The following is a 26891-nucleotide window of genomic DNA, read 5'->3' on the forward strand; positions in this document are numbered from 1 at the left end:
TAGTGAATGACCATCACCGCCGGGAACTACCGCTGTTACCTATAATTACAACAGAATTTATTGTCAGCGCAACAATATTTTTACTTATTGTTAACTAAATTACATCCTGCCGCTGAGAACAGTCTCTTACAGAGAGATGACAAAATTATTTCAACGCTGCAGACATCACGAAAAATAATTGGTCCATTCATCAAGTTGTCAGGAAATACCCCGCGGGAGTGCGGGGCTCAGGTTTCAGGCCTCAAGAAGAGATTGCCCAAGATAACGTTCAGCGTCTTTGACACCAGGCAAGGCAAAGAAATATCCGCCACCAATCGGCTTCACATACTCTTCCAGCGCTTCACCATTCAGGCGTTTCTGCACGGTCAAAAAACCTTTTTCCAGATCGTGCTGATAGCAAACAAACAGTAAACCCATATCCAGTTGACCAGAATTGGTGACGCCAAGCGAATAGCTGTAACCACGACGCATCATCAGGCTGGACTCCGACTCCCGGGTTCGCGGGTTTGCCAGACGGATATGGCTGTCGAGCGCAATCACCTCACCTTCAGGATCGCTGGCGTAGTCAGGTACATCGTGCTCGCGCTGCATACCTAATGGTGCACCAGTCTGTTTGTCTCGCCCGAAAATAGTCTGTTGCTCTTTAAGCGGTGTACGATCCCAGAACTCAACGCGAAACTGAATAAGCCTTACCGCCTGATAACTCCCGCCTTCCGCCCATTTCGGCTCGTCTTGATCGGACGTCACCCACACCACATTTTGCATCAGCTTTTTATCTGTGCCATCCGGGTTAGCGGTCCCGTCTTTAAAACCAAGCAGATTGACTGGTGTCTCTTTGCCTTTACTGCGTGCAGCATGATCAGAGATAAACCCTTCGCGCTTCCAGCGAACGCTGAGGAGATCCGGTGTGTGCTTAATGATATCGCGCAGCGCATGTATGACGGTGTCTTGCGTGTTGGCGCAAATCTGTAACAACAAATCGCCATGACACAACGCTGCATCCAGCGAATCATTCGGAAAGCGCGTCATTTTTTGCAGTTTTTTCGGCATGCTGGTGCTAAGACCATAGCGCTCGTCGAACAGCGAATGCCCCACCGACAGCGTCATCGTCAGGTTATCCGGCGCAATGTAGGCACCGAGAATGCCGGAATCCATTGGCGGTAAACGCGGGTTTGGCGTCTCGGGCGCGGGCCCGCCGGTCGTCAGGAACGCAAAACGACGGGTCAGTAACCGGAACAGACGCTCAAGGTCAGCTTTATCGCTGGCGAGAACATCAAACGCCACCAGCATCATGGATGCCTGCTGTGGCGTCAGGATCCCAGCCTGATGCGGGCCATAAAATGGCTGTGCTTCACCGCGAGCATCCGGCGATAGCGTTCCCGGCGCACTCTGCGGTTTTTGCGCATGCGCAACCGGGCAGCCGCCAGCCAGTGCCAGTGCGCCACCCAGCGCGCCCATCCCTTTCAGTAAACGTCGGCGCGACGGCTCGCTCACGCCGTTTTCATTATCATGCTGCATGATGCTTAATCCAGACCCAGTACACCGCGTAATTGAGACAAATCTTCCGCCAGCGTAGTAATTGGCCCTTTCAGCGCATTGCGGTCAGCATTGGTCAGTTTGTCATAGGTTTCAAAACCGTCTTTGGTACGATATTTCGCCAGGATAGCATCGACTTTTTTGAAGTTTGCATCCACTTTTGCCAGCAGTTCAGCATTGGATTTTTGCAACTGAGGACGCAGGAGATCGACAATTTTCTGTGCGCCATCAACGTTGGCCTGGAAGTCCCACAGGTCGGTGTGACTATAGCGATCTTCTTCACCACTAATTTTGCTGGCAGCAACTTCTTCAATCAGCCCGGCAGCTCCACCAACCACTTTTGATGGTGGGAACGCCAGCTCGCTAATGCGCGTTTGCAGGTCAATAACGTCGCTGTTCAACTGCTCAGCATACTTATCCATGCCTTTGGTGGTATTGTCGCCAAACAGCGCTTTTTCCAGGCGATGGAAGCCGGTAAATTTCGGATCGGCGGCTTTTTGCTCGTAATCATCTTCACGCGCATCAATGCTGCCATCAAGGTCGGAGAACAGTTCCGCAATTGGCTCAATGCGCTCGTAGTGCTGACGTGTCGGTGCATACAGGGATTTGGCTTTCTCCAGATCGCCAGCTTTAATGGCATCAGTGAATGCTTTGGTACCCGCAACCAGCTGTGCGGTTTCTGCCGTCACATAGGCTTTATATTCGGTAATCGCGCCGCTCAGGCTCAGCAAGGCATCACTTTGCGCTGCATCCGCCGTAGCATTCCCCTTCACAATCAGCTTCCCTTTCGGGTTTGTCAGCAGACCGCAGGTCATATCATATTCACCTGGTTGCAGGTTGACGGTCATTTTCTGGCTAAAGCCTGGCGCAATATTTTCACGCTCTTCCACCACCATGACACCTTTGAGGATCTCCCACTCCAGCGCTTTCTGGCTGTGGTTCTGGATGATGAACTGTGTTTTCCCGGCATTAACAGTGATCGTCATCGGTTCACACTGTTTGTCATTTACCGTGACTTTGACCTGTGGAATATCTGCAGCCTGTGCGGCAAATGCGGAAGTAAACAGCGCGGCAATACCCAGCTGCAGCGCACTACGGCGAAAATTAATCGTCATGACCCATCCCTACAAATAAGTATGTTGTAACTAAATGATATTCTGCATCGCGTTTTTTTAAGGTGCGGTACGAGATGCCGTAGTGCCTGAACGCGGCGGCAGTGCAAACAAAATCAGTGCCGGAATCAGGTAGATAAACCAGACTGCAACCTCACTGACGCTTGGCGCTTCCTGATACCCAAAGATCCCTTCCATTAACGTGCCGAACAGAGAGTGCGTTGAAAGAACGTTACTTATGTCAAACGCTACATCCTGGAAATGATTCCATAATCCGGCCTCGTGGAACGCACGAATGGCCCCTGCAGCAAGCCCTGCAGCCACCAGCAGAATAAACAGGCTGGTCCATTTGAAGAATGCACCGAGATTCAGTCGGATCCCACCCAGATAAATCAGGTATCCCAACACAACAGCCGTTGCCAGTCCCAGCATCGCACCTACCGGCGGCCAAATACCGACATCCTGCTGAAAAGCCGCCAGCAAGAAAAAGACCGATTCCAGCCCTTCACGGGCAACAGCAAAAAAGACCATCATCACCAGCGCCCAGCCGTGATGGTTGCTGCGCTGTAATGCGTTATCGACAGCCTGCTCCAGTTGAACTTTGACGTTACGTGAGACTTTACGCATCCAGAAGACCATCCAGGTAAGGATCACAACGGCAATGACCGCCACAATACCTTCAAATAACTCCTGTTCTTTTTGCGGAAATTCACCCGTGGTTTCATTGATGAAAATCCCCAACGCCAGACATAACGCTGCCGCCAGCAATACACCAATCCACATCACGCCAATCCAGCGGCCTCGCTGAGTTCGTTTCAGGTAACTGGCTATCAGGCTGACAATCAGCGCGGCCTCTAACCCTTCGCGCAACATAATTAGAAATGGAACGAACATGCGAAGTACCCTTAAACGTTATTCTCAGTCAACTGATGCAAAGAAAAGTAAATTACAGTGATAGTGATTATCATTACAGCAACAAAAAACTCAAGCAGAATGTTTTGAGAATGATGACTGAATGTAAACAGTTAGGAGAGTAACGGTTACTGCCTCTTTGCAAGGACAGCAAATAAACAAGCCCGCACGCAGTTAACACCACTGGGTTAAGCAAAATCAGCGGTTGAACGATCCGACGGGTAGACGACAATGCCTCATCAATTTCCTGATGGTGCTTTTTTATGCTTTCTTCCTGGCCCGACAATACCCAGCTCCAGGCCGAGCCCGCTTCACTTTCCTGCTTCCAGCGGTCACTACATCTCGAATGGATTTTCCAGATGATTGAATCTTATAGTTTATGACGAAGGTTGTTCTAATAATTAAACACTCACCTTATTTGAGCGACTTTGTATGGTTACTGTTACCGGTAATGTTGAGTTATTAAATAAATATATTAAATCATCACACAAGTATTGTGTTTTTAATGTCCGATGTTGATTTTTGATTTGATCTTTTATTGATGGGAAATGTTTTTTGAATAATTCAACCATAGACATACCAAGTCCATGCTCAAGAGATTTAATCAATACGCCATCTATGTCATTTTTATTTTTTAATATTCTACATGTTATTTTGTCTTTATTGTGTTGTTGAAGTAGAAGAATCATTTCTAATTTATCTTTTGCCGGCGCAATATTATCATTTATATAATGATAAAAAACATATAAACATTGCCCTCCACCTTGATTAATCATCTGGGATAATTGATCAGGATCAAATGACCGTATTTGTATTCTACTTTTTGATAGAGTGTTTGGTAATCCTTTAGTCAGGGTCCATGGAGACTTAACATACAGGTCCATAATTATATTGCTGCTAAGTTGTTGTCGGAACTCAGTGTTGTTAAGCTCTCTACCTATTAAGTACTTCATGTTTGGAGAGCTCCATGATGAGTTGTCGATAATGGCATTAACTAAACCTGGTGCTATTTTTTCAACCATGTTTGCAATATAGCCACCATATGAAGATCCAATTAATATTATTTTGCTATTTTCCATTTCAAAATTTAATATAGCATCGTTAATTGCATTTATTATATCAAGCGCAGGTAGCAATCCGAAATTTTGATATTCATTATTTTTTGGCTCAATCATCGCAAAAATTTGAGATGTAGTGTTATTTTTTTTGCGCTTTCATTTATTAGTGATATTTTTTTATTGATAGATTCAGATTCATCAATAAAAAAATGTCGTGCAAGGCTGTTTATGTGAGCTATATCAAATGCGGAAAATGATATTTTTCCACCGACATTTGGTCTTGAATGATAGCAAAAATACTCTACAGTCATTGTTGTTATGTCATATGTTTCAGCTATTTTTTCGCATAATCCATGAGAGTAATTACCTAGATCCCCTCCGAACCCTGGTATATAAACAAGGATTAAGTTGTCTTTTTTAGGGTTACATATATGGTAAGAGCAAGTTCTGGTTCCTGTTTGTGAAGATAATTCTATATCAGCATTTGAAATGAATGTTTTATTTATGTTTTGCACCATCGCTTGTAAAATCTCCTTTGTTTGATTCCAACAACATAAGCGACTTTTTTTTTATAAACTTAAGAAAGGGGATGTGGGAGTGTTGCTTTTAATGGGGTCCGCTTGGAAAACGGTAGTTTCCCGCGTTAGGAGAATTGAGCTTAACGGGTGGTTTCATTCCAGTGAGCGGAAGCCCCTGGCTGTAAGAAATGATCAGGCTGTCCGCTAGTTTTTTGCTTACTTACACTTCTACTGCGTGGCGTACGTCATACGTCAACACCCAGTATCCCGTTCACTCAAAGCATCTTAAGTGAACGGTGTTACGCACGCAGCGAGCTTTAGAGATGTTGGGCAGGTTATTCTACCTGTAAACGTGACGGCGGCGCTGAGTGATAGTGGGCATCCGCCTCGGCAAAACGTTTCTGCATTGCCGCAGATGGCGCTTTACCCAACAGGCTGAAGACGACGATCCCAATGCTGCCGAAAATGAAGCCAGGGATGATTTCATACAGACCCAACCACGCGAACTGCTTCCAGACGATAACCGTCACCGCACCGATGATCATCCCTGCCAACGCGCCGTTACGGGTCATACGCGACCACATGACGGAGAACAACACGACCGGGCCAAACGCCGCACCAAAACCAGCCCAGGCGTAGCTCACCAGACCAAGTACGCGGTTTTCCGGGTTTGCCGCCAGCGCAATAGAGATTAGCGCGACAACCAGCACCATGATGCGCCCAATCCACACCAGTTCTTTCTGGCTGGCATTTTTACGCAGGAACGCTTTGTATAAATCTTCAGTAATAGCGCTGGAACACACCAACAGCTGGCAGCTCAGCGTCGACATCACTGCCGCAAGGATGGCAGACAGCAGAATACCGGCAATCCATGGGTTAAACAGGATTTGCGCCAGTTCAATAAACACACGCTCGGCGTTCTGATTGACCGCCCCCGCCAGAGACGGGTTGTTATTGAAGTAAGCGATACCAAAGAAACCAACTGCGACCGCGCCCGCCAGACACAAGATCATCCAGGTCATACTGATGCGGCGTGCGTGAACAATACTATGGTGAGAATCGGCTGCCATAAAGCGCGCCAGAATGTGCGGCTGGCCGAAGTAGCCCAGACCCCAGCCCATCAGGGAAATGATGGCAACAAAGTTCAGTCCTTTGAGCATATCCACGTTCTCAATGCTCTTTTGTTTGATCACTTCCAGCGAGTCTTCAAATCCGCCCACGCCAATAATGACCATCACCGGCGTCAGGATCAGAGCAAAGATCATCAGGCTGGCCTGCACGGTATCGGTCCAGCTTACCGCGAGGAAACCACCAATAAAGGTATAAATGATTGTCGCTGCCGCACCGGCCCACAGAGCAGTTTCATAGCTCATGCCAAAGGTGCTCTCGAACAGACGCGCCCCTGCCACAATACCTGAAGCACAATAGATGGTGAAAAACAGCAGAATAACCAGCGCGGAGATAATACGCAGAATACGGCTTTTATCTTCGAAACGACCGGTAAAGTAATCCGGTAGCGTCAGGGCGTTGTTATTGTATTCAGTGTGAACACGTAGGCGACCCGCCACCAGCTTCCAGTTGATCCACGCGCCTAATGTCAGGCCGATAGCAATCCAGCTTTCTGAAATACCCGACAGGAAAATCGCGCCTGGCAGCCCCATCAGCAGCCAGCCGCTCATATCAGATGCCCCGGCGGATAACGCGGTTACAAATGGCCCCAGACTGCGCCCACCGAGAATATAGTCATCAAAGTTTTTGGTCGAACGCCATGCAATAAACCCTATCAATATCATGCCAAAAATATAGACACAGAATGTCACTAACATCGGTGTGCTAATAGCCATCAAAACTCTCCAAAATTATGTATCGGCAATGTCGTGACTTGCCGTTTTATTACCCTGCCGGAACGTGGCGAAGATATCTATGTTTACCAGGGCGACCGTATCCTGCCGGAAGCGATGGTCATTCACAATCGATTTAACACATCATTTACATCAAATTTGATCCAGATTGGATAGCATTTTTCTGGAGGTTGCACTCCCTCACATTTTTTTCGGTTGCACCTTTAAAAAGTGTTAACTACCGCAGAGAAAAAGATTTCGTTATTTTTACAACGCTCATCATAAGAACAATATTTATTAACATTTCATTCATTTTCAAGCTTGCAAACCAGGTCACATTTAACACGGTTGCACAAAGTTGCAACATGGTAGATATTTCTCGGTAACTATCAGACCCGTATTTCAGTACAACAGGAGTAAACGGCATGGGAACCACCACGATGGGGGTTAAGCTGGACGACGCCACACGCGAGCGTATTAAAACAGCAGCATCACGAATCGATCGCACACCGCACTGGCTGATTAAGCAAGCCATCTTTAATTATCTCGAAAGACTGGAAAATGACGATGCCCTTCCTGAGCTACCTGCCCTGCTGGCTGGTGCAGCGAACGAGAGCGAGGAAACCACCGCGCATCAGAATGAAACACACCAGCCTTTCCTGGAGTTTGCCGAACAGATCCTGCCTCAGTCTGTCTCACGTGCGGCCATCACCGCCGCGTATCGCCGCGCTGAAACTGACGCAGTACCGATGCTGATGGAGCAGGCTCGTCTGCCGCAGCCGATCGCGGAACAGGCTCATAAGCTGGCGTATCAACTCGCTGACAAACTGCGTAACCAGAAAACCGCCAGCGGCCGTGCCGGCATGGTACAGGGATTATTGCAGGAGTTCTCTCTCTCTTCACAGGAGGGCGTTGCGTTGATGTGCCTGGCGGAAGCGCTGCTGCGTATTCCTGACAAAGCCACTCGTGATGCGTTAATTCGCGACAAAATCAGCAACGGCAACTGGCAGTCGCACATTGGCCGCAGCCCGTCCCTGTTCGTGAACGCCGCAACCTGGGGGCTTCTGTTTACCGGGCGCCTGGTCTCCACGCATAACGAAGCCAGCCTCTCACGCTCGCTAAACCGCATCATCGGCAAGAGCGGCGAACCGTTGGTGCGTAAAGGCGTCGATATGGCGATGCGCTTAATGGGCGAGCAGTTTGTCACCGGGGAAACCATCGCAGAAGCGCTGGCGAATGCGCGCAAGCTGGAAGATAAAGGCTTCCGCTACTCCTATGACATGCTGGGAGAAGCCGCGCTGACCGCCGCCGATGCGCAGGCCTATATGGTCTCTTATCAGCAGGCGATCCACGCCATTGGTAAAGCCTCTAACGGTCGTGGGATTTATGAAGGTCCGGGAATTTCGATCAAGCTGTCAGCGCTGCACCCGCGCTATAGCCGCGCACAGTACGATCGCGTGATGGATGAGCTGTATCCGCGCCTGAAGTCGCTAACCCTGCTGGCGCGCCAGTACGACATCGGCATCAATATTGACGCTGAAGAAGCGGATCGTCTGGAAATATCCCTCGACCTGCTGGAAAAACTCTGCTTTGAACCTGAACTGGCAGGCTGGAACGGTATCGGTTTTGTTATCCAGGCCTATCAGAAACGCTGCCCGTTTGTTATCGACTACCTGATTGACCTGGCAACACGCAGCCGCCGTCGCCTGATGATCCGCCTGGTTAAAGGTGCGTACTGGGACAGCGAAATCAAGCGTGCCCAGATGGATGGACTGGAAGGTTATCCGGTCTATACCCGCAAGGTTTACACCGACGTTTCCTATCTGGCCTGTGCGAAAAAACTGCTCGCCGTACCAAACCTGATCTACCCTCAGTTCGCGACCCATAACGCGCATACGCTGGCAGCGATTTATCAGCTGGCGGGTCAGAACTACTACCCTGGACAGTACGAATTCCAGTGCTTGCATGGTATGGGTGAGCCGTTGTACGAACAGGTCACAGGCAAAGTGGCGGACGGCAAACTAAACCGCCCATGTCGTATTTACGCACCGGTGGGGACCCATGAAACGCTGCTGGCGTACCTGGTGCGTCGTCTGCTGGAGAACGGGGCTAACACCTCGTTCGTTAACCGTATTGCAGACACCACCTTGCCACTGGATGAACTGGTTGCCGATCCGGTCGAAGCCGTTGAAAAAATGGCACAACAGGAAGGCCAGGCGGGTCTGCCACATCCGAAGATTGCGCTACCACGCGACCTGTACGGCAAGGGGCGCGATAACTCAGCCGGGCTGGATCTTGCGAACGAACATCGTCTGGCCTCGCTGTCCTCTGCTCTGCTCAATAGTGCCCTGCAAAAATGGCATGCCAAACCAATACTGGAGCATTCAGTAGCAAACGGAGAAATGATCCCCGTCATTAACCCGGCAGAACCCAAAGATATTGTGGGTTATGTACGCGAAGCCACCCATGCTGAAGTGGAGCAGGCGTTACAGAGCGCGGTAAATAATGCCCCGATCTGGTTCGCAACACCGCCACAGGAACGTGCCGCTATTCTGCAGCGTGCCGCCATTCTGATGGAAGGCCAAATGCAACAACTGATTGGTATTCTGGTGCGTGAAGCGGGTAAAACCTTTAGCAACGCCATTGCTGAGGTGCGCGAAGCCGTAGACTTCCTGCACTATTACGCAGGTCAGGTTCGTGATGATTTTGACAACGAAACGCATCGTCCGTTAGGCCCGGTCGTCTGCATCAGCCCATGGAACTTCCCGCTGGCAATTTTCACCGGACAGATTGCTGCCGCATTGGCGGCGGGTAACAGCGTGTTGGCAAAACCTGCGGAACAAACCCCGCTGATTGCCGCCCAGGGCATCGCCATCTTACTGGAGGCCGGTGTGCCGCCGGGCGTGGTGCAGTTGTTGCCTGGTCAGGGTGAAACCGTCGGGGCGCAACTCACATCCGATGAACGCGTACGCGGCGTGATGTTCACTGGCTCCACGGAAGTCGCCACGTTGTTACAACGCAATATCGCCACCCGTCTTGATGCTCAGGGTCGCCCGATCCCACTTATCGCTGAAACCGGTGGAATGAACGCGATGATCGTGGACTCCTCTGCGCTGACAGAACAGGTTGTTGTGGATGTGGTGGCCTCCGCCTTTGACAGCGCAGGACAGCGTTGCTCGGCGCTACGGGTACTGTGTCTGCAGGATGATATCGCCGATCACACGTTGAAAATGCTGCGCGGCGCAATGGCGGAATGCCGGATGGGCAATCCGGGTCGCCTGACGACCGATATAGGGCCGGTTATCGATGCTGAAGCCAAAGCGAATATTGAGCGCCATATTCAGACAATGCGCACCAAAGGTCGCCCGGTATTCCAGGCCGTGCGTGAAAACAGTGATGATGCGCGTGAATGGCAAACCGGAACCTTTGTTGCCCCCACGCTTATCGAACTGGAAAGCTTCGACGAGTTGCAAAAAGAGGTGTTCGGTCCGGTACTGCACGTCGTGCGCTACACCCGTAACAATCTGGGCAGCCTGATTGAGCAGATTAATGCCTCCGGCTACGGTCTGACGCTGGGCGTGCATACCCGTATTGATGAAACCATCGCCCAGGTCACCGGTACGGCGCATGTAGGTAACCTCTACGTCAACCGCAATATGGTTGGCGCAGTAGTCGGCGTACAGCCATTTGGTGGTGAAGGTTTATCAGGAACCGGTCCAAAAGCGGGTGGCCCGCTCTATCTGTATCGCCTGCTGGCAAACCGCCCAGAAAATGCGCTGGGCGTAACGCTTGCCCGCCAGGATGCAGATTATCCTGTTGATGCTCAGCTCAAAGCGGCGCTTATTCAGCCTCTTGATGCGCTCACCGGGTGGGCAGCCGACCGCCCATCACTGCATGCGCTCTGTCAGCAATTTGCCGAACTGGCGCAGGCCGGGACTCAGCGTCTGCTGCCGGGTCCTACCGGGGAGCGCAACACCTGGACGCTGCTGCCACGTGAACGCGTACTGTGTATTGCGGATGACGAGCAGGATGCGCTGGTGCAGGTTGCCGCCGTGACATCTGTTGGCAGTTTGATCCTGTGGCCAGACGATGCTTTCCACCGTGAGCTGGCAAAGCGTCTGCCTGCGGCTGTTTACGGGCGCATTCAGTTTGCCAAAACCGATAACCTTACCGCGCAACCGTTCGATGCGGTTATCTTCCACGGCGATTCCGACCAGTTGCGTGCGCTGTGTGAAGCAGTCGCCGCGCGGGAAGGGGCGATTGTCTCGGTACAAGGGTTTGCCCGTGGCGAAAGCAACATTCTGCTGGAGAGGCTGTATATTGAACGCTCGCTGAGCGTCAATACCGCCGCCGCCGGGGGTAATGCCAGTCTGATGACAATCGGCTAAGGCGGTGGTTATGGGGTATACGCTTCAGATCTGTCAGTAAAGCGTCGCCAGATGACAATGAATATATTGCCTCTGGCGCCTTGTTACGTTCACCTTGAATGCTTCACCACTCTGAAGCCGTTATGCCTGTGAACGTGTAAAGGGCGTTCTCCGCCACGCCCTTTACAATCCCGGCTCCCGGCAGGAAAACTGTTGCTTCGCAATCCCCTCCGCTAATTCCTCCAGGCTACCGGGCCGGGCGCGAGGTAGCGTCCCTGCAAAACGCGCCCTGAGCCAGCATCCATGCTGGCTCTCCCGGCCTTTCGGAAACGCGTCGGCAATTTTCAGCCGGACCAGTCCACACCTGACCTCCTGCATTTTTTGTTTAAACAGCAAAAAGGAAATACCTGAAAGCCAGAGCGCTGAAGCGACCCCCTTAGTCCGGCTGAAAATCGATGAGGCGTTGACGGCTGACCGGGGCAGCCCGCAGGGAAGCGGGCTGAGGGGACGGCCTGCAGGGATGCAGGCTCGGCACCGACCCGACAGGCAGACGGAATAAGACGAATAAATCGCGCAGCGACGATTTTCCTTGCCGGGAGCCAGGGTTGCAAGGGAGGCGGCGGTGAGCCTCCCTTGCACGTTCACAGGGGCAGAGGCCTCAGAAAAGTCATGAACATAAAGTGAACGGAACCCTGTTCCAGAGTAAAATGTTCTTCTAATACTTAACAAACAAGCATTACTGGTAACGGAACCTTATTTATGCAGCCAGAGGGAAGCATGAAACGAATAATACTGACATGTGCGGCACTGTTGCTCAGCAGCCAGGCACTGGCTGATGACTGTGCCAACGCCAATAACCAAATTGAAATGAACACCTGCGCTGCCGCGCAGTTCAAAGCGGCTGACGCAAAACTAAATGATACTTATCAGAATGCACTTAAGCGCGCCGCGCCTGCTCAGCGTGATCTGCTAAAAAAAGCGCAAGTGGCGTGGATAACTCTGCGGGATGCTGACTGCGCGTTAATCAGTTCCGGTGCGGAAGGCGGCAGCGTACAGTCGATGATTTCCAGCCAGTGTCTGATGGATAAAACCAACGAACGCGAAGCATTTCTCGCCTCGCTCCTGCAGTGTGAAGAAGGTGATTTAAGCTGCCCGTTACCGCCCGCCGGTTAACGCACGCGGATCCCCTCGATTATCATCCGCTGTACACTTTCAACCGTTTGGTTAAAAAAAGCGTCATCACGCAGCGTTGCGCCGGTCACTGCCTCTACCTGTGGGGCAAAATCAGCGTAATGCTGTGTTGAAGCCCAAATCATAAAGATCAGATGATGCGGATCGACCGGAGCCAGCTTCCCACTCTTTACCCATCCGGCAATCAGTGCGGATTTCTCATCAATCAGCGTTTTAAGATCGCCCGTCAACTCAGTCATCAGCAGCGGCGCTCCCGCCAGCATCTCCATACAAAACAGTCGGGAAGCCTGAGGATAATCGCGGGAAACTTCCAGTTTGAGGCGGATATACTCTTTAATTGCCACCAGCGGCGCAAAGTCTTCACGAAAAGCCTTCAACGGTGCCAGCCAGATGTCGAGGATCTGCCGCAGAACGGCAATATACAGCACCTCTTTAGACGGGTAGTAATAGAGCAAATTGGTTTTTGACACGCCCGCCTGCTCTGCCACCTGCTCCAGACGCGTGCCATGGATCCCGTACTGGGAGAAGATATTTAATGCAGCGGTTAAAATGGCCTGACGTTTAGCACTGACGGCCTGCGAGCGTTTACCTGTTTTTTTCTCTGCGCGTTGAGCCATGCGCCCTCTCCTTGTTTTGAGGGCGTCAGCATAACAAATCACGCGGTGAATGGTTACATTAAAGCGACTCCGGCGGCGCGTCTTGCGGTATGGCTTTTTTCTTATTGAACTTCAGTTCACTGACCAGGACGCCAACAATAATAAAAGCAGCGCCTAACAAAGCCAGTAGCGGTAAGCGTTCACCGGCAAGGCGACCAAAGATCCCCGCCCACACAGGTTCTCCGGTATAGATAACCGTGGCGCGTGTCGGAGATACGCTGCGCTGTGCCCAGTTCATCGTTACCTGAATAATCGCGCTAAAAATACCCAGCCCCAGAGCAACGACCAGTAACCCTGTCGATGCTGGCGGTACGGACTCTCCCGCCGGAACCATAGCAATAAACGCCACCACTGAAGCAGTTGCCAGTTGCACCACCGTGACTCGCCGCACATCCACTTTCCCAGCCCATGCGCTGATCAGAATAATTTCTGCGGCTATCGCCACCGCGCTGGCGAGCGTGATCCACTCCCCTTCACCGAGAGCGAGTAAATTACCGCCAGGTCCGGCAAGGAATATCAGCCCAATAAATGCCAGTACAATCCCGACGCACGGCATCAGTCCCGGCATGCGGCCCAGGCACAGCCACTGTAAAAGCGGCACCAGTGGTACATACATGGCGGTAATAAATGCAGACTTACTGCTGGGAATATACTGTAGCCCCCAGGTTTGCAGGCTGTAACCCAGCGCAATGGATACACCGATCGCCACACCCGCTTTTACTTCCAGCCATGTCGACCCACGTAATGTGCGTAACGACAGTAGTGCCACCGCAAGCGCCGCTGTAGCAAAGCGCACGCCAACAAAGAAGAAGGGACCACTCATCGTGACGGCATACTGCACCGCCAAAAACGTTCCACCCCAGAACATGGTGATCACAATGAGGATCGCTTCCTGGGGTTTAACAGAGAAGGAATAACGAGAAAGTAATGACATGAGACACCCAATTAACCGAATGTCATTAGTCTGCGTTGTGTTTTGTTACAGTTCAACCTTGCATACAAAAAAACCGCCGGAAGAACCGGCGGCGGTGGCGATGTAACGTCTGGCAATGAAAGCTCAGCCGTCACGATATATCTAACAGACAGCACGGCAATTACGGTTTCGTGTTGCCGTGGCTATTTTTGCCCCCTTTTTTGCCTGCCTCTGAAGCGCGTTGCGGGTCATTCTTGAAGTTGCCCCCGCTGTGCTGGCCACCTTTTCGACCTGCTTCTGATGCTCTTTCGCGGTCTTCCGCAAAATTACCGGAACCGCCTCGATGGTTTGCCATTACTGACCTCCGTCATTGATTAGACATCATATTGCATAGGTGCTGAGGAGTGATACCTCACGCAGCGTTTGGGCATTGCCCTGATTATCACTGCGTGGGATTAAGCATAGTGAAGCCTGACCAGACGACCTGCTAACGGTAATATTCTGCAACAGGATCGGTAGTAATACGAAGATAATCACAGAGCGAAATCAATAAGTCTTTCTTATGACAGCTAAAATCCACCAGCTTAAAAATGTATCATTTTGCAACAAAAACCCGTGTTATAAAAATTGTTATAAATCAAAGAAATGATTGTGAAATTTGCACTCCTGGCAGTACGTCATATCTTTAAAGGTAGGTAGCGAATCGCTACGGACACGGTTAAATCGAGGAGTAGTGTAAAATGGCAAAAGTTCTGGTGCTCTATTATTCCATGTATGGACACATTGAAACCATGGCCCATGCAGTCGCAGAAGGCGCAAACAAAGTGGATGGCGCAGAAGTTATTATTAAGCGTGTGCCAGAAACTATGCAGCCGGAAATCTTCGCTAAGGCGGGCGGTAAAACACAAAACGCACCAGTCGCAACCCCGCAGGAACTGGCTGATTACGACGCCATCATTTTCGGTACCCCCACACGCTTTGGCAACATGTCCGGTCAGATGCGTACCTTCCTGGATCAGACCGGTGGACTGTGGGCTTCTGGCGGGCTTTACGGCAAACTTGCCAGCGTATTCAGCTCGACAGGAACCGGCGGCGGTCAGGAACAAACCATTACATCGACCTGGACTACGCTTGCCCACCACGGAATGGTGATTGTTCCTATTGGATACGCCGCGCAAGAACTGTTTGATGTCTCACAAGTACGCGGCGGAACTCCGTACGGTGCCACCACGATTGCCGGAGCGGATGGCTCACGACAGCCAAGCCAGGAAGAATTATCTATTGCCCGTTACCAGGGGGAATATGTCGCAGGCCTGGCAGTAAAACTCAACGGCTAATCTTCAACAGGAGGATTCGAATGCCAACTCAAGAAGCGAAAGCCCATCGCGTCGGCGAATGGGCAAGTCTGCGCAATACATCGCCGGAAATAGCCGAAGCCATTTTTGAAGTCGCCCACTATGACGAGAAACTGGCGGAAAAAATTTGGGAAGAAGGTAGCGACGAAGTACTAATCAAAGCCTTTGAGAAAACTGACAAAGATTCACTCTTTTGGGGTGAACAGACTATCGAACGTAAAAACGTCTAGCGCTCTGACTCCCCCGCTTCCACGGGGGAGTTTTCTTTACTTAGCCGCCTCATTCAGCACGCTATCGAATTTATCGATGGGGCAAAATCCATTGGTATCAACCGGACAACCTTTCAGTTCCAGCGTCACGCGCTGTGCCGGGGATTTTAGCGTCAGAACTTCCGCATTACGCAACTGTTGCGAACTCTGATACACATACTCAATTTTCATCAGGTCACGGTTAGCATTGCTGTCGTGCCAGCGTTGAAAGACGATTTTCCCGCCGATCGGCGTACGTTCGTTCTGGTCGTGTAACTGGTAGGGTTTGAAATCCAGCGCCGTTAGCAGCGAGGCAATGTTTGAATCATGCCCCACCAGCACGGTAATTTTCGGCGCTTTCGTCCGTTCAGTCACCAGCGCATTGTCGATATATTTCACCAGCGGTTTAGCGACGTTCTGTGCAACTTCCGGCGAGGTGAACAGACTGTCCTGATAGCCGTTTTTCAGTTTCGACAGCACCTTCCACTGTTGGTCGGATTTAATCTCACCCCAGGCCACATCGTCCATCGGGAAGCCTTCGTAATATTGCAAAGTGAACGCATCCACCAGCGAATTACCCACCTTCAACGGTCCTGAAACACCGGGCTCCTGTTGATACTTCGCGCTGAACGTGTCTTTGGCGTCGATCAGGGAGCATTGCTGTTTTTCTTTACAGGACGGTGAGTCTTTATAGTTTGTCATTTGCTCAAGCAACTTGTAGCTGTCATTAAGCTGCATTTTGCTGCGCTCTTTTTCCATAGCCTGAACGGCCTGCTGACTAAAAGCGGCGGAATCATCAGTGATAACCGGATTAAAGGTTGGGTCCATGGTGCCCATTTTTTCCTGATGATGCACCGGAACATCACACCCAGGGAAAGCACCGGTCACGAAGAATTGTGCGGTCGCGACTGTACGCTGCAAGCTGTTAGCATAGGTATACACCGTATCAGGGGCCGGACATTCACCGGATTTCACCATCCCCTGCTCTGCCAGCCATTCACGCATGTAATGACCCATGTAGATTTCCAGCACGCCGCCTTTAGTGGTGAGTTGGCCACCCGGAACCTCCCATTGTGGCCATTGCTTTGGCGTAGACTGCTCAAGAACGCTGCCATTATTGGCTAAAGGTGCACGTAAGTTATGTCGACTCATCATCAATACTTGCTGAAGCTGATAGCCTTCCGGCGTTGTCTGCGCCTGTGCGGCGGATGACAATAAGACAACGCCTGCTACGGCGGCGGCAATTAACGACTTTTTCATCCCTACGACCTCTTGTTGTTATCAATTCCTCAAGAGTGTGACAGAAATATGTCATTTTTCCGGGAACGCTTTCGCAAAACAGGAGATCTACCGCACAACTTTGATGCCAAATTCCGTCTGGAGTTTGCGGATCCCAAGCGGAGTGAACGTGACATGGCGACTGCCCGACTGCGTTTTAATCCACTTCTGTTCGGAAAACCAACGCAGAAGCGTTGCGCCGAGCACACCGCCTGGATGGTAGCGTCGCTCACTCCAGTCCAGGCAGCCGCAGCTGAATTTTCGCCGGGATGAACCCACAGCCAGGACAATCCCCATCTCCGTCAGCATTTCCTGCCCAAGTTTGGTCAGCGTTTCGCCATCAGACGTTAGCCATTGCCGGGAAACCAGCGTATCAAAAAGCATTACCGCAACTTCACCGGCCAGATGGTCATAACAGGTTCGGGCATGCCGCAAACTCAGCGGCGTGGTAATTTTTCGTGGCGTTGATGTTGCCCATGCCACCCCCATCAAACGTTCCAGCAGTTCGGCGATCTCCGTTCCTGCGAGGTGAAAATAACGATGCCGGCCCTGAGCGAGCGCAACAACGAATCGCTGCTCGCACAGACGCGCCAGGTGCGCACTGGCGGTGGAAGCTGACACATCAGCCACAGCGCTAAGTTCGGTTGCGGTCCAGGCTCGGCCATCCATCAGGGCGCACAACATGCGCGAGCGCGATTTATCGGCCATCACTGCCGCAGTAAGCGCCATCCGCGACTCCAGGTCGCCCTCTTCATCATTGAGCATTACCGATGCCATTACTTCCCCCCACAGCCTGATCGTTGGAATTAACATGCCATGAAATCACCATAAAGTCATAGCTGGACTCACGCCGCGCGCAGCATCATTTCCACACCCAGACCTACCAGGCAGAACAGAAAACAGCGTTTAAACACCACAGGAGAAATCAGCCGCCGCACACGGGTTCCTACCCACTGGCCCAGCAGCGCAGGAATAATGGCAAACGCCGATAAGCTCAGCGACTGAATGGGCAATGCATTGTGCCACCACAAACCCAACGCGAGAGCCAGCGTCGAAAAGGTAAAAGAGATCCCGAGCGCCTGCACCAGCTCATCTTTTTCAAACCCCAAAGACTGGATCCATGGCACAGCAGGCATAACAAAGACACCAGTGCCACCGGTCAATAAACCGGTCACAAATCCAATGACGAGGGAAAGCGGTTTTTCACGTTGCGGTTCCACGGCGATTTTCTTTCCCGCCAGCGTCCAGACGGCATAGACAACCAGCGCCACGCCAAGCGCAAACTGAGTTCGGGTCGTGTTGCCCGCGGTGATCCAGACACTGGCAAGCAGAGTGGATATGACGACCATCAACAACATTGGCCACAGCCGTTGCAGCAACCTGCCTGTATTACCCCCGCCGCCAAACTGAAACACATTGCTTATCAGAGAAGGCAACAGCAGCATTGCCGCAGCGGCAACCGGAGAGATGAGCGAGCCGAGGATCCCCATAGCCACCGTGGGCAACCCCATGCCGGTTACGCCTTTCACCATGCCCGCCAGCACAAACGTAGCAGCAATCATTATTACCAGGGAGGGGTCATTCGCATATACATTGGCCATTCTTCACTTTCCCGCAATAGAAGATAAGCCAGTTTGTACGCTAATAGTAATGCTTGCTTCGTCGGGCGACGAAATATGCCATCCGGTTATTCGGAAATAATCACTTCGCGACGGATATTACGCACACAATATAAGGTCCCGTCGGTAAGGTACAATTGATGAAAGCGCGTGTTATCTGGAATGTTGTGTAAAAGGGAACGCTCAGTATCAATGAACTCTTTTTGTATCCGATAATGAACTGCGTCATCGGTTTCAAAGGAGACATATTCCCGTGTGGTATACGGTTTACTTTTTAATTTTACATACACAATGTATTGCACAGTACTGAACGTCAGCCCGGTTTTTGCAGCAATCTCTTTCAGATTTAATGGTTCAGAAGACGCATAGAGAGCTTGTACCTGTTCAATGCGTTTTTGATTGTAAGCCGACACCCGCAGGCCGATTTTCAGTCGATACGCCATATTACGCACAACCGTAATATTGGTGCAAAGCATCTGCGCAATCTGCTCCGTTGTGAGAACTCCTGCGTTTTCACGCAGGACGGTCAGACTCTCTTCATTCCACCTAAATGCCATTTAGCGCTTCTCCCTGTATCGCGTTTATAGGGCTGCCAGACGCGCAAACGTAGCCTCTAACTCAGGCGGTTTCCGCATCCCCTGGTGTAATTCCAGCACGCGACCTTCCCGATCAATCAACACAGAGGTTGGCGTACCGATGACCTGATAACGCTCCTGGGAAATCTTAAGCTGATCGCGAAGTACCGGATAAGAAACCTGATGTTTCGCCAGTAAGCCATCAATCATCACCGTCGCTGGATCGGTATTCACCGCCACGACCACCACCTTATCGCCCCACTTTTTACTCAGCGCTTCCAGCGCGTCCATTTCGGCAAGACAGCCGCCGCACCCCGCCGACCAAAAGTTAAGATAAACAGCCTTCCCACGCCAGTGTTCAAGCCCGGATTCTCTTCCCTGCATGTCGAACGTTGCCAGCGCCGGGGCTTGCTGCCCAACCGCCAGTTTCTCTTCTTTACATCCGCTCATCAGAACCAAAACGGCGAGAATTAATACGTTAGTCCAGCGCATGTTGATTAGCCTCCTCGCCCTGATATTTGCCATGTTGCAGACGGATAATACGATCGGCAAACAACCCAAGCGCCGGATTATGTGTCACCATCACAATCGTGCGCCCCTGGCGATGCAGGTCGGTGAGCAGATCCAGTACCCGCTGTTCATTCTCCTCATCGAGGTTACCCGTGGGCTCATCGGCAAAAATCACCGGCGGCTCATTGACCAGCGCCCGGGCAATGCACACCCGTTGCTGCTCTCCTCCGGAAAGCTGACTCGGCAGGTGCGTCACGCGATGCCCAAGCCCCACCTGTTCCAGAACCTTTCTGGCCGCCGCTTCATCGACCACGCTGTGGTAGTGCTGTGCCAGCATGATATTCTCCAGCGCGGTTAAAAACGGGATCAGATGAAACTGCTGGAACACCAGCCCTATTTTTTCAGCACGAAAACGGCGCCGCCCCTCTTCATCCAGTGCGGCGGCATCAATTCCATCTAAAAACACCTGACCTTCTGTCGCGGTGTCCAGGCAGGTAAGAATATTCATCAATGTCGTTTTACCTGAACCAGACGCGCCCATAATAGCGACAAACTCGCCCTGCACTATTTGCAGGTTGATATCATCTAAGGCGGTAACATCGCCGAACCGTTTATATAAATGGCGGGTTTCAATCGCCATTGGTGGGGTCTGCATAACGGACATGGCGTTACTCTCCTTTCAACACTTTTGCGGGTTCGACACTGACCGCGCGCCGGACCGGAACAATCGCCGCCAGAATGGCGACCAGTAAAGATAACGTCAGGGTGACAGGCAGCACTGGCCAGCGTAGCGAAATTGCAGCATTGAATACGGTCAGCCCCAGCAATTGGGCCAACAGATACCCTAAGATCCACCCGCAAACCACCGCAGCCAGCGCGATAATGCAGGTTTCCAGGAGAATTTGCCGGACAATATCACCGTTGCTGGCACCCAACGCTTTTTGCAGAGCAAACTCACGGGCGCGTTCACCAACAATGGCCATCAGAGTGGTGTTCACACACAAAGAGGACAATGCAAGGATCACCACCGATACCAGCCCCATTAACCCTTTTATCTTATCCAGTACCTGTCCTTCTGAAGCAGAGACTTTCCGTATTGGACGGATCTCCAGATCCGGGTATTGAGCCTGCAAGCGGTTAGCATAGTTTTCCACCTGACCGACATCGTTGCTGACACTCATCAGCCCATGGCTGATTTTACCGGGCTGATGCAGCCACGCCTGCGCCACGTCAAGACTCACAATCAGCATGTTATCTGTCGCATCACCGGCTTCAACAATGCCTTTAATCTGTAGGTTTTTACGTTGATTGTGATCCACCAGGGTGATGCTATCGCCCGGCTGGACACTAAGACGTTCCGCCAGTTTGACGCCAATCATCGCATTGCGATCGTCAAAGCTGACACCAATCCAACTCCCCTGTACCTGCCAGTACGGCACCAGCCTTTGCAAGGATTCAAACCACACGCCGACAATGACCACCTTCTCCAGTTCAGTGCGCGCCATACCGTATAGCCATGGGCTGGCTCCGTGAACCAGACCTTGTGGTGCCTGATCCAGAATGGTCTGCAACTCTTGCTGTGTCATGCTGGAGCCGTGGCCTGGCCCGATGTAGAAATTCGCGCCAAAGGTACGCAATTCTTCACTCATTTTGGTATTGATATCGAACCACACCGCAGATAGCGCGGTCACGATGGTCGCCCCCACCATCAATGCGGCAAATACCACGCTAACCCGCTGAAAGCGCAGACGCAGAGCCCGCCATACCAGTAGCCAGAGCATTGTGCGTTTAGCGGCCATACAGCACCTCCACAGGATACAGACGAGCAATGCGCCGAGCCGGGAACCAGGTGCCAATCAGGGCAATTAGTACCGCAATCACCAATACACAGGGCACTACAAGCCAGGCAAAATTCAATGGCGCATCAAATAGCATCAAGCCAATCGCTTTCGCCATTCCCCATCCGGCTACGCATCCCAATGCCCCTCCGGCCAGTCCACTGGAAGCCGCTTCAAGATAGAACAACAGCATGATTTGCCACTGATGTGCTCCAAGCGCCTTCATCAGGCCGATCTCTTTAGCGCGTTCCATAATGGTGCTGGTCATCAGTGACGCAATCCCCATTGCCGAAGCTGCCAGTGCTGCGACGGTTACAACCCCCATCAGCAACTGAATTTTATCGATAACGACACCTTCAGATGCGGCAACCTGCCACACAGGACGGACTTCTGCCCCGGAAATAGCCTCCTCCAGTTGATGCGCAATAGACGAGACATAGGCCGTGCAGTACCAAAGGTCGTACTCTTCAGCATTCAATGCGTCGAGATTTTCACGCGCCCGGCGCGAAAGCTCGTTTTCCGGCACCGTCAACGCCGAGACGCGAATGGCCTGCACTTTGCCTGGTAAACCGAGAAGCGTTTGCACCGTGCTCAATGGCATAACCAGTTGGTTATCTTCATCTCCACCGCTGGAGAGGATTCCGCTGACTGTCACGGTCAATGTTGTTTTACCGTTACGTATTACCAGTTGATCGCCCGGCTTCCAGCCCGTTTGTCGTGCCAGGGCATGTCCCACCAGAGTTTGAGGGGCATCGCCTGCGGGCTCCTGCGGCCAGTCGCCAGTAACCTGCCAGAACGGGCTCACTGTTTTCTGCCCCGTCTCAAACCCTTCTTCATCTGGAATATCCACCGGCTGGCTGAAGAAGGTGCCAAGAATACGTACCTCTTTGCCATCAATGTCGACTTCACCACCGAGCATAGGGGCAAAGCCGACAATGTTGTTACGCCAGAAGATATCCTTAATGTTTGGCAGTTCCGCTTCATCAAGGAAATCCTGCCCCGATAGTGGGTTACTGTTTTCACTGAAAAGCGCAGGCAACGCCGCCTGCCCGGCGGGTTCAATCAAAATATTGGCACCGTAAGACTTCAGCTCCCTGGACATTTTATCGCCAATATCAATCGACACCGCCAGCAGTGCAGAGATCAGGCTGGATGCGAGAAATACCGTCACAATAGCCAGTCCCTTGCGTCGGAGATTGCGCCCCCAGGATTGTCGTAACATTCGCCACAGCATTGTTACTCCTCCCTCAGTTCGGCAGGTACGAACTGTTCCGGAGTGTTACGGAAGCGGTCGTAGTTTGCTTCAGACGAGAAGAACCAGGTTTTGCCACCATAGCTGTATTTGTAGTCAGCCGAGGTATTCGTCAACCGGGAACCATCAACCGGATCGGTCACATTAATGGTCATGACCGTCGAGAAGTAATTCACGCCCGCAGCCAGCTCTTTACCCGGGATCACCAGCTCTTTCTCATCATTACGCCAGTTTTCAATCGGCACCGGGTTACAACCACCAGGTTTACCAATCGAAGGAATGAAAATGTGTACCCCGCAGGCCACGCAGATAACCTGATTCCCTTCCATCACGTAGCCCTGATCGCCACAAAGCAGACAGGCGTCAAAAACCACGCCCAAACGCAATTTGTCGGGATAGCGGTTAATCACGAAAAAACGTACAGCTTTACCGTCGTCTGCCACCCAGACAAAGCGGTGCAACTTGCCATCACGGAGTTGTTCTATCGGCAGATGTACCATGCCATCGCTGGCAAGTTGTACCGGAACTGCTTCTGATAACTGCGGCGGCTGAGATGCGACTTTTTCCCACCACAGTTGTCCGGCGATCACAACCACCGCGCATCCCAGCGTCACCAGCCAGAGACGGAACGCATTTCGACGATGCGCCAGTGCCAGTCGATGAGCAATCGGCTCATCGGTTTCACGCGTCAGGCGGATAGCACGCAGCAGCGCCGGTACCCAGCACAGCGCCAGAACAAGCAATAGAGCAGCTCCCAACCAGTTATATAACGCCGCGTTGTTTGTCACTTTGGCCACGAAGCTCAATAGCGATTTTGCCAGCGGTAGCACCTGCAGCTTCATTAACAACAGCAGTAGATTGCCGCTTAATGGCAGCCAAATCATGACCATCAGGATCAGTGTTAACGGCCAGTAGAGCCCGCGAATACGCCGTAACAGCATGGCGCAAAGCACTCCCGCCAGGCAGAGGATCGCAAAAGCCAATAGCATTGCCGTCAGATTCAGCAGCAGGTCGGTATTTAGCACATGGGTACTGGTTAATCCGCCAAGATTAGGATCCAGCGCCCAGTGTCGAGCCGCGCCAAACACAAGGATACCCTGCCACAGGTAGCGAATGCGGTTTGATACCCACCAGAAGCTCAACACAAACAACAGCGTGATCATCACTTCGGTGCCGACCAGCAGCAATTGCACCGGCTGCGTGCCACGGAGTGTGAGTCCCGCCAGCACGCCAACGATCAAGCCTGTGAATAAGGTCCAGACGAGTGGGCGTAAAGAAGGAGGATCGTTGCGACTCCACAGAACCCCGGAGAGCAGCGCAATGCAGAAAAAAACCTGTAGCGTCGTGACAAAAAAATAACTCATAACATCGACTCTGTACGGCGGATTGAATGATGTAACTATCCAGGTACATCGATAATGTAGAGCCTGCCCATCAAACGTTCAGGCTTGCGGTCAGTTGGGAGATGAGCAGCGCAGAACAAACCGTGGGTACATATCGTACTTAGGGATGTGAGCACTGCCCGGTCCAAAATGGCAAATAAAGCAGCCTGATGGGAAAAGCGCTTAGTTCAGGCCAACGTATTTAAATTCATAGCTCACATCAAATGGCTTCCACCAGCGACCAACACCCGTATCACTGTCTGTGTGACGGTGCATACCTGCTTTTGACGGTGGTTCGATGTGATAGGTCACTTTGTAGTTACCCACACCCATCATTTTGATGTTCGCGCCGTAATGAGGACCATCGCTGGCGACCATCGGCATGAAGGTACCTTCTTGTTTTTCACCTGTATCACTGTTAATTAAGGTGTAACTGATGGTCAGATAAGGGATCCATTCGCCTGCGCCGAAACCATTTTTACTGCCTTCCACTGCGTGAATATCCGCCTCAAGGTGAATATCGGCTTTTGCTGCCGGTAACCCCATGCCGCGCGGCTCCATATCGATCGGCTGCAGATAGACAGCAGCCAGTTCCATCTCATTCATGGTGACAGGCTCGCCTGCCGGATACTCCTTAAAGGCAAACGCAGCCGGAGCAGTGAAAATACTGGCCATCACTGCACTGGCAATCAGGGTTTTCTTCATGGTCATCAGACATATCCTCTCGTCTTAAATAACAGCTATAGATTATTTTTTATCGTTTCCCCAGGGACTGTGCTTTTCCGCCGCATCACCCACAGCGCCACCAGCGCTGCAAGCAGCAATACGGCCTGCGGTAATAACGTTTCCATGTAGGGATAAATTCCCAACCAGCTGATTTCAGGGAAGCCGTTAATCAACGTCGGCTGGAACAGTTTGCCTTCCACCAGTTCCAGAACCCCTTTGCCCGCAAACACAAAGGCCATCAGGTACATAAAACTGCCGGTAAACATAAAGAACGGCTTCAACGGCAGGCGTACTACCGAGTAGCGCATGAGCAGCCAGGCGGCCAGCAGAACAACACAGCCGATAACAAAACCTGCAGCAATCGCCATATGCCCGGAAACATCATTCGCATCCCCGACCAGGGCGTAGTAAAACAGCACGGTTTCCGCCCCTTCGCGATAAACAGCCAGGAAGCTGGTCAGCCACAGTCCAACCAGTGAACCACGGGAAAGTGAGTGGGACAGCTTTCCTTCCAGCCAGGCTTTCCAGTGGCGTGCTTCGACCTTAGACAGTAACCAGTAGCTCATGAAGAACAGCATGACGACGGCAATCAGCATCGTTATGCCTTCGAGCAATTCACGACTGGCGCCAGAATTAGTGAACAGAAGCTGGAATATCACAGCGGTAATGACGCTGGCGATCAGCGCGACAATCACCGACTGACGAATAAGCGGTAACTTATCCTGGTGATTGTTTTTCACCATATAGGCCACGATAGCCGCCACAATAAGCAGTGCTTCCAGCCCTTCGCGAACAATGATCATCAGGCTATAGAGCAGCAGGCTCCACTGGGTCTCTTCGCCTTCTCCCAACATCGCCACCGCTTTTTGTAGATCCTGCTCCAGTGCGCTGGCTTCTGCGTTGAGCCTTTCCACTGGCTGACCCGCTTTCATCAGGCTAACCAGACGCGTAAAGTAAGCCTCCAGCGTGGTTTTAAACGCTGAGTCACGGGAGCCTATTTTGTTTTCCATACCGCTGGCTTCAAAGCGGTCAAAGTAACTGTCCTGCACATCCAGAATGGCATTCTTCGCATCGCCCCCTTGATAGCGGGCAATCGCTTCCTGAATACTTTGATTGATACCCATCGACACCGCAGCCCAGTCTGCGCGCGCTTTGTCATCCTCTGCCGCTGGAGCGTTACCCGTATTTTGCGACGCTGCAACCTGCTGTTCGTCACGGGTAGTGGGCAGACCGGGCAGAAGATCCTCAATATCCTGTAACAACGTTGTGACCTGATAAGAAACATCATTGAGGTGATCCGGCTGCGCGGTGAGCGCAATCAGCGCAGAAAATTGCTGATTAATCGCTGCTGCGTCTTTTGCCGATCGATTCTGTCTGATCGACATTTCCATCTCTGAGTTTTTAAAACCCTGATAGTGCGCCTGTTGAACGTGCTGACTGGCAACGCTGAGATTCCCGGCCTGATAGTTATTTACTGCCTGGGCCAGCAAATCGTCGATAGTGCGGAAACTCTCTTGCCAGTGTACGGCGATATCGGTTCTGGAAAACGCATTGTGCTGCTCTTCGGCAACCAGGCGATGCCCGCCATCCAGCACAGGTTCAACTTCACGCAGCGATGCCTTCAGCCAGTCGATTTTAGCCTGCACGTCAGAGAGAGATTTTTTTTCGCCAATCATGCGACGGATCTCACCGAAAGCGCTTTCCATCTCATAACTCTTGCTGGCGGAAATGTTGATACGAATCGGACCTTCAAGGTTTTCGAATACCTCAAAGTAGGCCATTTGCACCGTGCGACGCGCTTCATCAGTTTGCTGTTGAGAGTAAAGTTCTGCCGTTTTATCAAGACGTTGCTCGATATCCTCAATAAAGGGGGCATAGTTTGTTGCAGCCCATACGTGAAGGCTTACAAGCAAGCCACACAAAGTGAACAGCAGGAAAGAGCAGAACTTACGCACGGTACGCATCCCGTAAAATACAAATGATAATTATTATCATTATCGATTT

The 26891-nt window shown here is 51.6% G+C and carries 24 protein-coding genes; 4 read left to right on the forward strand and 20 right to left on the reverse strand.

Translation table 11 applies throughout. The annotated features are described in order from the left end of the window. Nucleotides 1-234: 234 nt before the first annotated feature. From efeB to putP, 6 genes are all read right to left on the reverse strand, one after another. Nucleotides 235-1518 carry an iron uptake transporter deferrochelatase/peroxidase subunit gene (efeB, locus tag SK36_RS12635; RefSeq protein WP_048221677.1) on the reverse strand — a complete coding sequence of 428 codons (1284 nt, stop codon included), beginning with the start codon at nt 1516-1518 and terminating at the stop codon, nt 235-237. 5 nt (nt 1519-1523) lie between these two features. Beyond that, nucleotides 1524-2651, reverse strand: coding sequence for an iron uptake system protein EfeO (gene efeO, locus SK36_RS12640; protein ID WP_048221678.1), 1128 nt, complete (start codon nt 2649-2651; stop codon nt 1524-1526). A 57-nt stretch (nt 2652-2708) separates the two neighbouring features. Beyond that, a complete protein-coding gene (gene efeU / locus SK36_RS12645) occupies nt 2709-3542 on the reverse strand; it encodes an iron uptake transporter permease EfeU (RefSeq protein ID WP_045441522.1) in 834 nt (277 codons plus the stop codon). A gap of 419 nt (nt 3543-3961) precedes the next feature. Further along, the gene (locus SK36_RS12650) at nt 3962-4735 is read right to left on the reverse strand and encodes a DUF2920 family protein (RefSeq protein WP_053069241.1); all 774 of its coding nucleotides are present in this window, start codon (nt 4733-4735) and stop codon (nt 3962-3964) included. Then, the gene (locus SK36_RS25145) at nt 4732-5136 is read right to left on the reverse strand and encodes a DUF2920 family protein (RefSeq protein ID WP_075261785.1); all 405 of its coding nucleotides are present in this window, start codon (nt 5134-5136) and stop codon (nt 4732-4734) included. Before SK36_RS25145 ends, SK36_RS12650 begins: the two co-directional genes overlap by 4 nt. A gap of 335 nt (nt 5137-5471) precedes the next feature. Continuing rightward, on the reverse strand, nt 5472-6980 hold the full coding sequence (putP, locus tag SK36_RS12655) for a sodium/proline symporter PutP (protein ID WP_045441517.1): 1509 nt from the start codon (nt 6978-6980) through the stop codon (nt 5472-5474). A gap of 422 nt (nt 6981-7402) precedes the next feature. On the opposite strand from putP, the gene putA reads away from it, so the two are divergent. Then, the gene (putA, locus tag SK36_RS12660) at nt 7403-11365 is read left to right on the forward strand and encodes a trifunctional transcriptional regulator/proline dehydrogenase/L-glutamate gamma-semialdehyde dehydrogenase (protein ID WP_048221679.1); all 3963 of its coding nucleotides are present in this window, start codon (nt 7403-7405) and stop codon (nt 11363-11365) included. Nucleotides 11366-12121: 756 nt separating this feature from the next. After that, nucleotides 12122-12517: a lysozyme inhibitor LprI family protein gene (locus SK36_RS12670; protein WP_048222731.1), complete on the forward strand. Its 396-nt coding sequence runs from the start codon at nt 12122-12124 to the stop codon at nt 12515-12517. Here the strand turns inward: SK36_RS12670 and rutR are convergent. The 3 genes from rutR to SK36_RS12685 form a co-directional block, all read right to left on the reverse strand. Further along, nucleotides 12514-13152 carry an HTH-type transcriptional regulator RutR gene (gene rutR, locus SK36_RS12675; protein WP_045441513.1) on the reverse strand — a complete coding sequence of 213 codons (639 nt, stop codon included), beginning with the start codon at nt 13150-13152 and terminating at the stop codon, nt 12514-12516. The genes SK36_RS12670 and rutR overlap by 4 nt on opposite strands. Nucleotides 13153-13210: 58 nt before the next feature. Continuing rightward, nucleotides 13211-14125 carry a DMT family transporter gene (locus tag SK36_RS12680; RefSeq protein WP_048221681.1) on the reverse strand — a complete coding sequence of 305 codons (915 nt, stop codon included), beginning with the start codon at nt 14123-14125 and terminating at the stop codon, nt 13211-13213. A 160-nt stretch (nt 14126-14285) separates the two neighbouring features. After that, the gene (locus SK36_RS12685; RefSeq protein ID WP_045441510.1) at nt 14286-14459 is read right to left on the reverse strand and encodes a con-10 family general stress protein; all 174 of its coding nucleotides are present in this window, start codon (nt 14457-14459) and stop codon (nt 14286-14288) included. Between the two features lie 385 nt (nt 14460-14844). On the opposite strand from SK36_RS12685, the gene wrbA reads away from it, so the two are divergent. Together wrbA and SK36_RS12695 are read left to right on the forward strand one after the other, a co-directional pair. Beyond that, nucleotides 14845-15441 carry an NAD(P)H:quinone oxidoreductase gene (wrbA, locus tag SK36_RS12690; RefSeq protein WP_045441508.1) on the forward strand — a complete coding sequence of 199 codons (597 nt, stop codon included), beginning with the start codon at nt 14845-14847 and terminating at the stop codon, nt 15439-15441. A 20-nt stretch (nt 15442-15461) separates the two neighbouring features. Then, nucleotides 15462-15689 (forward strand): YccJ family protein, encoded by a 228-nt coding sequence (locus SK36_RS12695; RefSeq protein ID WP_003036015.1) that lies wholly within the window; start codon nt 15462-15464, stop codon nt 15687-15689. A 36-nt stretch (nt 15690-15725) separates the two neighbouring features. Here the strand turns inward: SK36_RS12695 and agp are convergent, their stop codons facing one another. The 11 genes from agp to SK36_RS12750 form a co-directional block, all read right to left on the reverse strand. Then, nucleotides 15726-16967: a bifunctional glucose-1-phosphatase/inositol phosphatase gene (gene agp, locus SK36_RS12700; protein WP_045441506.1), complete on the reverse strand. Its 1242-nt coding sequence runs from the start codon at nt 16965-16967 to the stop codon at nt 15726-15728. Nucleotides 16968-17054: 87 nt separating this feature from the next. Further along, nucleotides 17055-17762 (reverse strand): ArsR/SmtB family transcription factor, encoded by a 708-nt coding sequence (locus SK36_RS12705; protein WP_048221682.1) that lies wholly within the window; start codon nt 17760-17762, stop codon nt 17055-17057. A 68-nt stretch (nt 17763-17830) separates the two neighbouring features. Continuing rightward, complete coding sequence (locus tag SK36_RS12710; RefSeq protein WP_048221683.1) at nt 17831-18586, reverse strand: sulfite exporter TauE/SafE family protein; 756 nt, start codon at nt 18584-18586, stop codon at nt 17831-17833. An 86-nt stretch (nt 18587-18672) separates the two neighbouring features. Further along, complete coding sequence (locus SK36_RS12715) at nt 18673-19161, reverse strand: hypothetical protein (protein WP_045441500.1); 489 nt, start codon at nt 19159-19161, stop codon at nt 18673-18675. Between the two features lie 24 nt (nt 19162-19185). Beyond that, nucleotides 19186-19671: a TlpA family protein disulfide reductase gene (locus tag SK36_RS12720; RefSeq protein ID WP_048221684.1), complete on the reverse strand. Its 486-nt coding sequence runs from the start codon at nt 19669-19671 to the stop codon at nt 19186-19188. After that, a complete protein-coding gene (locus SK36_RS12725; protein ID WP_045441496.1) occupies nt 19658-20353 on the reverse strand; it encodes an ABC transporter ATP-binding protein in 696 nt (231 codons plus the stop codon). The genes SK36_RS12720 and SK36_RS12725 overlap by 14 nt, the downstream gene beginning before the upstream one ends. 4 nt (nt 20354-20357) lie before the next feature. Continuing rightward, on the reverse strand, nt 20358-21488 hold the full coding sequence (locus SK36_RS12730) for an ABC transporter permease (protein WP_045441495.1): 1131 nt from the start codon (nt 21486-21488) through the stop codon (nt 20358-20360). Further along, on the reverse strand, nt 21478-22761 hold the full coding sequence (locus tag SK36_RS12735) for an ABC transporter permease (protein WP_048221685.1): 1284 nt from the start codon (nt 22759-22761) through the stop codon (nt 21478-21480). The genes SK36_RS12730 and SK36_RS12735 overlap by 11 nt, the downstream gene beginning before the upstream one ends. A 2-nt stretch (nt 22762-22763) precedes the next feature. Beyond that, complete coding sequence (locus SK36_RS12740; protein ID WP_048221686.1) at nt 22764-24143, reverse strand: Fe-S-containing protein; 1380 nt, start codon at nt 24141-24143, stop codon at nt 22764-22766. Nucleotides 24144-24344: 201 nt separating this feature from the next. Beyond that, nucleotides 24345-24872 (reverse strand): iron transporter, encoded by a 528-nt coding sequence (locus SK36_RS12745; RefSeq protein ID WP_045441492.1) that lies wholly within the window; start codon nt 24870-24872, stop codon nt 24345-24347. Between the two features lie 29 nt (nt 24873-24901). Continuing rightward, on the reverse strand, nt 24902-26851 hold the full coding sequence (locus tag SK36_RS12750) for an FTR1 family iron permease (RefSeq protein ID WP_048221687.1): 1950 nt from the start codon (nt 26849-26851) through the stop codon (nt 24902-24904). Between the last annotated feature and the right edge of the window lie 40 nt (nt 26852-26891).

The sequence above is a fragment of the Citrobacter sp. MGH106 genome, from assembly GCF_001037495.1.
Taxonomy (GTDB): Bacteria; Pseudomonadota; Gammaproteobacteria; order Enterobacterales; family Enterobacteriaceae; genus Citrobacter; species Citrobacter murliniae.

Excerpts from the sequence above, each read along its gene's own strand:
- efeB (WP_048221677.1), bottom strand. The coding sequence starts at position 1,518 with ATGCAGCATGATAATGAAAACGGCGTGAGCGAGCCGTCGCGCCGACGT.
- efeO (WP_048221678.1), bottom strand. The coding sequence starts at position 2,651 with ATGACGATTAATTTTCGCCGTAGTGCGCTGCAGCTGGGTATTGCCGCG.
- efeU (WP_045441522.1), bottom strand. The coding sequence starts at position 3,542 with ATGTTCGTTCCATTTCTAATTATGTTGCGCGAAGGGTTAGAGGCCGCG.
- SK36_RS12650 (WP_053069241.1), bottom strand. The coding sequence starts at position 4,735 with ATGATTGAGCCAAAAAATAATGAATATCAAAATTTCGGATTGCTACCT.
- SK36_RS25145 (WP_075261785.1), bottom strand. The coding sequence starts at position 5,136 with ATGGTGCAAAACATAAATAAAACATTCATTTCAAATGCTGATATAGAA.
- putP (WP_045441517.1), bottom strand. The coding sequence starts at position 6,980 with ATGGCTATTAGCACACCGATGTTAGTGACATTCTGTGTCTATATTTTT.
- putA (WP_048221679.1), top strand. The coding sequence starts at position 7,403 with ATGGGAACCACCACGATGGGGGTTAAGCTGGACGACGCCACACGCGAG.
- SK36_RS12670 (WP_048222731.1), top strand. The coding sequence starts at position 12,122 with ATGAAACGAATAATACTGACATGTGCGGCACTGTTGCTCAGCAGCCAG.
- rutR (WP_045441513.1), bottom strand. The coding sequence starts at position 13,152 with ATGGCTCAACGCGCAGAGAAAAAAACAGGTAAACGCTCGCAGGCCGTC.
- SK36_RS12680 (WP_048221681.1), bottom strand. The coding sequence starts at position 14,125 with ATGTCATTACTTTCTCGTTATTCCTTCTCTGTTAAACCCCAGGAAGCG.
- SK36_RS12685 (WP_045441510.1), bottom strand. The coding sequence starts at position 14,459 with ATGGCAAACCATCGAGGCGGTTCCGGTAATTTTGCGGAAGACCGCGAA.
- wrbA (WP_045441508.1), top strand. The coding sequence starts at position 14,845 with ATGGCAAAAGTTCTGGTGCTCTATTATTCCATGTATGGACACATTGAA.
- SK36_RS12695 (WP_003036015.1), top strand. The coding sequence starts at position 15,462 with ATGCCAACTCAAGAAGCGAAAGCCCATCGCGTCGGCGAATGGGCAAGT.
- agp (WP_045441506.1), bottom strand. The coding sequence starts at position 16,967 with ATGAAAAAGTCGTTAATTGCCGCCGCCGTAGCAGGCGTTGTCTTATTG.
- SK36_RS12705 (WP_048221682.1), bottom strand. The coding sequence starts at position 17,762 with ATGGCATCGGTAATGCTCAATGATGAAGAGGGCGACCTGGAGTCGCGG.
- SK36_RS12710 (WP_048221683.1), bottom strand. The coding sequence starts at position 18,586 with ATGGCCAATGTATATGCGAATGACCCCTCCCTGGTAATAATGATTGCT.
- SK36_RS12715 (WP_045441500.1), bottom strand. The coding sequence starts at position 19,161 with ATGGCATTTAGGTGGAATGAAGAGAGTCTGACCGTCCTGCGTGAAAAC.
- SK36_RS12720 (WP_048221684.1), bottom strand. The coding sequence starts at position 19,671 with ATGCGCTGGACTAACGTATTAATTCTCGCCGTTTTGGTTCTGATGAGC.
- SK36_RS12725 (WP_045441496.1), bottom strand. The coding sequence starts at position 20,353 with ATGTCCGTTATGCAGACCCCACCAATGGCGATTGAAACCCGCCATTTA.
- SK36_RS12730 (WP_045441495.1), bottom strand. The coding sequence starts at position 21,488 with ATGGCCGCTAAACGCACAATGCTCTGGCTACTGGTATGGCGGGCTCTG.
- SK36_RS12735 (WP_048221685.1), bottom strand. The coding sequence starts at position 22,761 with ATGCTGTGGCGAATGTTACGACAATCCTGGGGGCGCAATCTCCGACGC.
- SK36_RS12740 (WP_048221686.1), bottom strand. The coding sequence starts at position 24,143 with ATGAGTTATTTTTTTGTCACGACGCTACAGGTTTTTTTCTGCATTGCG.
- SK36_RS12745 (WP_045441492.1), bottom strand. The coding sequence starts at position 24,872 with ATGACCATGAAGAAAACCCTGATTGCCAGTGCAGTGATGGCCAGTATT.
- SK36_RS12750 (WP_048221687.1), bottom strand. The coding sequence starts at position 26,851 with ATGCGTACCGTGCGTAAGTTCTGCTCTTTCCTGCTGTTCACTTTGTGT.